Below are 8,052 nucleotides of genomic sequence, written 5' to 3'. Positions count from 1 at the left end.
CCCAAGGATCTCGAACTCCACCTGGTCCTGGACAACTACGCCACCCACAAGACCGAGCCGGTCAAGAAGTGGCTGCTTCGCCACCCCCGCTTCCACCTGCACTTCACCCCCACCTCGGCGTCCTGGCTCAACCTCGTCGAGCGCTGGTTCGCCGAACTGACCTGCCGCAAACTCCGCCGCTCGGCCCACCGCAGCGTGGTCGAACTCGAACGCGACATCCGCGGCTGGATCAACGAGTGGAACAAGAACCCCAAGCCGTTCGTCTGGACGAAGACCGCCGACGACATCCTCGACACCCTCGCCGCATACTGCACACGAATTAACGACTCAGGACACTAGAAGACCTCTACGGGCAACGGCTGACGTTCCAGGGAGAGGAGGACCGGCAACCCTCCGGCCCCTTCTCACGGCAGAAGATCCACACTGTGCAGGGCCATGTCACTGGTATGCATGCCGATGACACCATCAGCGGCTACGCGGGGACAGACCAGGACATCACCACTGTTGCCGAAGGCGCCACAGTCACCGGCATGCGCGCCCGGAACATCGGTAGCCCACCCAGCCGGCCCGAGCGCTGAACCTCACTGTCCCGACAGTCTCAAGAAGGATTGCCCGTGACCTCCAGCGCCCCAATGCCGCAGACACCGGAAGCGCCCCCGACCGCTGCCCCACCCTCTGCACATCGCCTCGCAGGGCTGGCTCCTGACACACCGACGGAGTTATCCAACCTGCACCAACCTGGCGGGCATGAAGCCCCGCTTGCTCCCGACCTTCCCGATGAGCCCGCGGTGCCGCATGCATCGGAGGAGTCCGACGCTCCTATAGAGCAAGGATCTCCTGACGACGACGGCAGCTCCGGGGACACGGATCTCCACGATGAGCTAACCGAGTCCAGCTGGAGCGGACAGGTCAGCCAGCGCATCGGCACGAACCGCGGCATTGTCATCGGCACCCTCATTGAGCAGGGAATCCGCCGACTGCGGGGCATCGCACTACCCCCAGCAGAAGTCGCCACGCAGTTGAAGACCTACGTCCGCGACGAAGACGACTACCAGGCCATCAGCAAGATCCTGGACCAATGGCCGGTCGTTGTCCTGACAGGAGCAGACGGCAGCGGCCGCTTCAGCACTGCCCTGGACGTGCTGCGCCGTCGCGTTGGCGACACCATCCGTCAGGTACGCCGGGAACCAAATGCGCCGTTCGACATGGCAGGACTGCAAGAGCCTCATACCGGATGGATCCTGGACCTGCGCGCCGAACAGCCTCCAGGCGGCTTCGGCCGCGAACTGGAAGAGGACACAGACCGGCTGCCCGAGGGATCCTGTCTCGTCGTGCTCATGAGCACCACGGCCTGGGCCCAATGCGGTCAGGGAGCAACCGAAATCGCCAGGCCCCTGGAAGGGCCACCACGCGAGCACATCCTGCGCAAGCAACTGCTACAGGCGCCGTTCGCGATCAACATCGACAATTGGCTGTCGTCCGATCCCATCAGCAGGGGCATCACCCCCCTCCTGCCGGCGAAGATGGCGGCTTGGGCGAACGCCATCATCACCACCGAGGACATCGAACGCTGCAAAGGTAGCCTCGGATCCGACGCGGCACCTGACACCGAGTACTTCAAGGGCTTGGTCCTGGAAGTAGTCAAGGCCGCCGAAGACTGGCGCACCGAACTTCTCAACTGGCACAACACCCACAACGACAGCGCCTACCGCAACTACCTCCTGGCTGCAGCCGTACTGGAGGGTGCGAGCTCGGACAAGATTTACCGGGCATCCGCCAGCCTGGCCACGGCGCTCAACGAGAAGCCCGAACCCCGCAACGGACAGCAGGGACTGGGGGTCGTGGCGCTGACCCACACGGCTAACGCCGAGCTGCAGCCGGACGGCACCATCCGCTTCCGGTACCACAACTACGCCGAAGCGGTCGTCGACTACTTTCTCGACGACCGTCCCCACCTTCTGGAGGAGTTCACCCGCTGGACCGCCGCTCAAGTCACCGCACTCGGTGGAGCAGACCTGACCGCACCACTGGCCCAGCGTGTCAGCCACTGGACCGTGCACTACACCGCACGTCACCGCAGGACGAACCTCCTTCGCTTTCTGGCCGAGCAATGGTCCTCGTCCCACACCGACGTCGCATGCGACCTGCTGGTGCTTGCCGCAATCGACGACCGCGCCGGGGCTCTGGCCCGCAGTGCCTACCGCAGATGGGTCAGGGACACGGACACCCTCAGCGCGGACTTCAAAGTCGTCCTCATCCGCGCCTTCCAGCGGCTGGCCACCATCTATCCGACCAGCATGCTGAGCAGAATCGCTGAGCTGGCCACGCCAGTCGATCAGAACGCCGTGCACAGCGACGAGGTCACCGCCGCCATCAGCCAAGCCCTCAACAGCCTGTGGGACCAGGACGACCAGCGCCCCGCCATCCACAAGCAGCTCACCCAGTGGGCCGGGGACCACCGGAAACCCCAGCAGGCAGCGGCACAAAGCACGTTCGCCTACCTCGCCGCCCGCCGTACACCTGACGGACCCGCTCTCCTGACGGACGAGCAGATTACGACAGTGTGGCTCAGCGACATGTGGCGCAACGCTTTGCCTACGGACGACTGGTCTCCGATTGTGGCCCAAGCGTTTGGCTACTGGATGCAGACAGCTCTCGATACCCCGGACCTCAGTTCGACGATTCAGCAGATCTTCCTGAGCGCGGTGCACCGTCCCACCGACCCGCACTACAGCGCACGACGCATGATCGCCATGCAGAACCTGCTCTTCAGCTGGATCCCTGCACCGCCCTCGCCGCAGCCCAGCGACGCCGCCCGCCTGCGCGACGAGCTATCGACCCGCATGAGGGCCGAAGACCCCGCCGCACCCCCTGACCCTCATGCGCCGCAACCGTGACCGAACCGGCTGGCCCGCCCCGCGGGCCGGCCAGCTCACCGACACCGACAACCCGTACGCGCTCCCCAGCGACGCCTCCGGTTACCACTTCCATGCACACCTGACCGGTCGATGGGAAGAAACACCAGCCGCCCGGCACCACCAGGACCCCCGCGCGGCTGCCACTCACCATGCTCTTGAAACGGCCCGCGCCGTGTCGGGCCTGTATCCCCTGACGGAACACCAGGCGGCCCAAGCCCATATCAACAGCCGACTGGGCACCTCACACGACCTCGTCGATGCTCCCGTCCGCCTCCTGTGGGCCCGGGTGCAGCTGACAGTTGAGAGCTCAGACGTCGAGGCGGTCGTCTGCCTACAGCGTCGGATGCACGACAATGCCCTCACCGAGCAGACCAACCGACAACGCCAGTACCAGGCAGAGGAATTACACCGGGCCTTGTCCACGACGCCCACACTGGCTCTCGCCTACTGGCTCATCCACCAGCCACAAGCAGCCGACCAAAACACCATCGAAGCACTGAGTCAACTGACGCGAGAAATCACCACTTACGCCCCGCACACCGCTTGGGTCCAAGTCGCCCACCTGCTCCAGACCTTCGTGCAGGACCTCGACACGCCCGCCCGCACGAACCTCGTCGAGAGCCTCGCGCAGATTTTCACCCGCTACGACCAGCCACAACTTGCGGACCACCTGCGTTCCATCGCAACGCAGGTGCAGTCCGCCAACGGACACCTCTCAAGCCGCCCGCCACGCCGAGGGATGGCAGGGGAAGCAAAACCTTGATTGATTGGAATGCTTAGCCGGGTGGAGGGCCAGCGCTAGCGATGGCGTCGATCCCGGAGAGAGTGTCCCGCCATGCCTCCCGCCATTCCTTCTGGCGGAGATCGTCGCGCAGGCCCACAGCGCCCCTCCAGGCAGTCGGCCCCGAGCCATGCTCCCAGCCTACGAGACGTCACTTACGACGGCTCTCCGTGGTTCACCGGCAGCTTGGCGTCTGAAAGAGCTTGTACCTGGCGGCGGTTGAGTCGGGAGGAATCAGACGGTGGAGTCTGTGGTGGTGGGATGGGGGAAGACGAGACCGACGCCGATGACATGCTCTTCAGCGTTGAGAGGGGCGCGGTGCGTCTTTGCCGAGACGGGAGCGGAGGTCTTGTCGATGGGGTAGAGGGCGAGCAGTCCTGTGTGGGGCAGTTGTTGGCGCCGGGCTGCTCTCATGGTCTGTTCGTTCAGGTTGTTGATATCGCCGGCGAGGTCGACGGCGGCATCGCGTGCACCCATAAGGGTTTTGATGTCGGCAAAGTCGGGTTGCTGCGAGGCGACGCTGAGGCGAGAACGGATGATTCGGCCGACCGTGATGTTCTCGGCGAAGGTCAGCGTCTCGCCGGGGTGGGCGGCGGGCTTGCCGATGATGGCCACGTTCCATTGACGCAGCGAGTCGGCCACGGTGATGCGCTTGCGGATGTAGTCGATGAGGAGGCTGGGGTCCGTGTCGGCAGACTGCTCGTGGAACTGGTAGGTAGCGAGGAAGTTGATGACTGCATCACTTGGCACGTTGCGGAAGAGGTAGCGGCCCAGCTCGGGGCGGGCTTCGGTGTGGGTGGCTTGGTCGGCTGCGGTGGCCACGAGGCTGCGGGCCGCTTCCAGGTTGGCACGCAGCCAGCTGGCATTGGTGTGGAAGTAGTGGGTCTGCACGCGCTTGGCGCCGTAGGAGACGGAGGAAGGCGCCTGATGCCGTTTGGCTGCCGTGACGGTGCGCAGCTTGGGATGTGACCGAATCTGAACGGCAAGGTTGAGCGGGCTGATGTCCTCGATGGCTGCGCGCTCTAGCTGCTGGCGCAGTTCGAGCTGGGTGTCAGCGATTTCGCGCCACCATGCGGAGAGCTGTTCGGGCATCCAGATCCGTGGTAGGTCGCCGTAGCCGGCGCGGAAGCCGAACCAATGCTCCATCTGCTGCAGGGTGTCGTAGGCCGAGGAGGCGGTGACGAAGTAGCCCACCGAAATGCCTTCCAAAAAGAGGCCACGCGTTAGGGGCGTGCCGCCGCCGACCACGATGGTGGCAGGGTAAGGGGAGTTCTCGAAGCGAGTGTTACTGCTGGAGTTATTCGTGAGGATGTGGCAGTGCTGCAACACGGTGGGCAGATAGGCGATCAGCTCGTCGAAAGCTACGGGTTGTTGGCCGAAGTCTACAGCGGGTACCCGTTGGATTTCCTGCTGCCATGAGCGGCGCAGGTAAGCGAGGTAGTCGGGGGAGGCCAACCGTTCAGCCATGTCGTCACGTAGCGCCTTAAGGGGAGCCAGGAAGCTGGCCTGAACGGTGGCGTTGTTGCTGGTGTGGATGAGCATCGTGTTGTGGCGAGTGCCGCTGGCGCGGACCGTGCGGGCCGCGGCAACCATCCAGAAGTACTCCACCGCCTGGCGCAATGTGGCGGGAAGGCTGGGGTTGAAGTCGGTCACGGCCTCTCGGGCGGCGGGCCGTAGGTCGCTGATGTCCTGGTCAGGGATCAACCGGATCATGTCGTATCCGTCGTCGTCCTGTTCCGGGTCGTCCTGTTCACTTGTGCCGTGGCCGAAGAGAATTTCGGTTCCGGTGTAGTGAGGCGGCCGCGGTAGCGCGACGATGAAGTCCTTTGGGAAAAGATCTGTCGTACCTGGCTCAAGGAGAAGACTCGTCAGAGGGCTGCTGGTGTACGCCAGGTAGGCCGAGCGCGGCAGGGTGTGGAGCATGTTGCTGACACGGGGATTGATGTTGGTCGATGCTACGGACGGCAGATCGGCATCCACATCTATGATCAACGCAGGGTACTCGTGGAGGAGACTAGAGGCATGTGCCAGCCAGCTGGCGAGTTTGCCGAGCACGGCGGCGTTTTTCTTCACTACGCAGAGCATGGGCATTCCGCTGCCCAGACTGGGCAGCGCGTTGAGCGGTGATGTGTATTCCTGCTGGCTCGTGGTCAGTTCTACCCAGCGGTCGGGATGCGGCTGGACGAGCTGCCGTGTCAGGCGCTGATGTACCTGTTCGCGAAACACATTATGGACGCCAGCCAGGACAATGAAGAGCCGGTATCCGCGGTCGGCTGCCTTGGAGACGACTGCCGAGATGTTTGTGATGGCACCGGATTGAGGGTATGTCAGCACCAGACCGCGGGAGGAAAACGAGGGCTCTTTGGGATGGTGCAGATTCGCCACGATCCGCGAGGACGCGTCATCCAGACCCGTGAGCGCCTCATTTGCAAACGCCGCGCCTTGGAGCTGACGCAAGAGCGCAGGCCAATACACGTCGCCGTCGCGCGGGCCCGCATACCAGGTGGTGTGTCCGGGGTAGGGCTGCGCAGGCACCGGTGCGTGGTGCGCGTCGCGCGTCGCGCGCCGTGCGTGGCGCTCACACAGGTCGTCAATCTCAGCCGGCTCCAGACTGAACTGTTCCAGGCGGGCCCTGGCTTGGGACAGTTCCAGCACGAGCCGAAACGTCTCATACAGTGCGTCGATGTCCTTACTCATGCGCGCTGCCCCGACTGCGTGCAGCCATCCCAGCACTCACGACCGACAGCGAGGGATAGTGGAGACAAGTACCCCTTGGCGTTGATACGGGACCTCATCGAACCGCTCCTCGTTTCGCCCGCCATAACCGTCCCTCCCTCACTGCCGCTGCGTGACGGTGCTGCGCATTTATGCATGGTGGCCCCCCTCTTTTTCCGCCGACATCGGTCGGCTGCCCGTCGTGGCGCCACGGGGGTCTCAACCCTTCCATGGAACGGGGCGATGGCGGGGCGGGCAGGGAGGCGCCTCACTCGAGTGCCAAGGCGAGCAGGCCATCGCTGAGTCCCACTACGACGAGGTCACCACTGGACGCCACATCCCAGGCGGGGGAGTGCACCGTGATGGACATGGTCGGGTGGGATGCCTGCAGGTCCCACACCCGGAGGGTGCGGTCGTCACTGGCGGAGATGAGGCGACCACGCGATCCATGCGTCACGGCCGTCAAAGTGGTGATCTTGTCGGAGTGTCCGTCAAGACGTTGGCGTGCCTGACCAGTGGCTGGATCCCACACCTGGATAGTGCGATCATCGCCGGCGCTGACCAGCAAGGGCTGCCCTTGTAGGGACACGGTGGTCAGCGCCGTGATGGGCTCACTATGGGCTGGCCAGACCCGCAGTGTGCGGCGACGCTCGGGATCCCACAGGACAATAGAGCCATCCTCGAACCCGGCGGCCACAAGCTGCTGGCTTTCAACGATGACGGTAGACAAGGCCGCGATGGCGCTGTCGAAGGACTCCTGGGCCAGGCAATGGGCGTGGGTGGCCGGATCCCACAGCCGCAGCGTGCGGTCACTACTGGCACTGGCCAACAACGTGCGTCCGCCTACCCTCACGGGGCACAGCCCGGTCAGAGCGTCATCGTGACCGGGCAGGGTGCGCAGGATCGTTGCGCGTGCGGTGTCCCAGACCAGGATGCGGCCATCGTCGCCCCCGGTGGCCAGGTGAAATTCGTCGCCGATGGGCATGACGCACAGGGTGCGGACCCAGTCAGCATGCCCCTCAAGCACCGTGACGACCTCGCCGGTGGCGGCGTCACGCACACGCACTCGATGATCACTTTCGGCCGAAGCCACATAGGTCTTGCCGTGGACGGTCATCGCACATACCGCCGTGACCGCCCCACCCTCATCAACAGCAGGCAGGGGCGGTCCGGCTTGGACATCCCACAGCCGAATAGCGCTGTCGTTGCCGGCGCTGGCCAACAGCGTGTGCTCGCCCCAGGCCAGAACACACACGCTGGTCACCCAGTCGGTATGACCCTCAAATCCGCCGGGCACGATCTGACCACTGCTGCCCTCCCACAAGCGCACAGCAGTGTCGTGCCCTGCACTAGCCATCACAGAGAGCCGACCCACCCGGAACGACGTGAGGGTACGCACCCAATCGGTGTGCTGCTCGACCGTGCGGACGAGGACGCCCGCCTGCCAGTCCCACAGGCGTATCACGTGGCCATTGCCCGCACTGGCCAACAGCATGTGCTGACCCACCACGACGGGACACAACGCGTTGATCCACGTCCCTTCCGAGGCAAGGACACGCACCGCCTGGCCGGTGGCCGGATCCCACAAGCGGATCCTGGCATCGGTGCCGGCGCTGGCGAGCAGCGTGCGGCCGCGGT

5 protein-coding genes are annotated in these 8,052 nt (G+C 64.5%); 3 read left to right on the top strand and 2 right to left on the bottom strand.

What is annotated here, in order from left to right:
- From BMZ82_RS38620 to BMZ82_RS38610, 3 genes are all read left to right on the top strand, one after another.
- A partial coding sequence (locus BMZ82_RS38620; protein WP_177244880.1) for a transposase occupies window positions 1–339 on the top strand: 339 nt, incomplete at its 5' end.
- Between the two features lie 449 nt (window positions 340–788).
- A complete protein-coding gene (locus BMZ82_RS38615) occupies window positions 789–2,897 on the top strand; it encodes a hypothetical protein (RefSeq protein WP_093782056.1) in 2,109 nt (702 codons plus the stop codon).
- Window positions 2,881–3,681 carry a hypothetical protein gene (locus BMZ82_RS38610; RefSeq protein WP_143099011.1) on the top strand — a complete coding sequence of 267 codons (801 nt, stop codon included), beginning with the start codon at window positions 2,881–2,883 and terminating at the stop codon, window positions 3,679–3,681. The genes BMZ82_RS38615 and BMZ82_RS38610 overlap by 17 nt, the downstream gene beginning before the upstream one ends.
- 252 nt (window positions 3,682–3,933) lie before the next feature.
- Here BMZ82_RS38610 and BMZ82_RS38605 read toward each other — a convergent pair whose 3' ends face one another.
- Window positions 3,934–6,396 carry a Z1 domain-containing protein gene (locus tag BMZ82_RS38605; RefSeq protein ID WP_093782054.1) on the bottom strand — a complete coding sequence of 821 codons (2,463 nt, stop codon included), beginning with the start codon at window positions 6,394–6,396 and terminating at the stop codon, window positions 3,934–3,936.
- 286 nt (window positions 6,397–6,682) lie between these two features.
- On the bottom strand, window positions 6,683–8,052 hold a 1,370-nt coding region (locus BMZ82_RS38600), incomplete at its 5' end, for a WD40 repeat domain-containing protein (RefSeq protein WP_256252351.1).

The sequence above is a fragment of the Streptomyces sp. yr375 genome, assembly GCF_900110755.1.
Classification (GTDB): Bacteria; Actinomycetota; Actinomycetes; order Streptomycetales; family Streptomycetaceae; genus Streptomyces.
The sequence above is the reverse complement of the archived record's forward strand: the minus strand, read 5'-3'. Positions and strand labels throughout refer to the sequence as shown.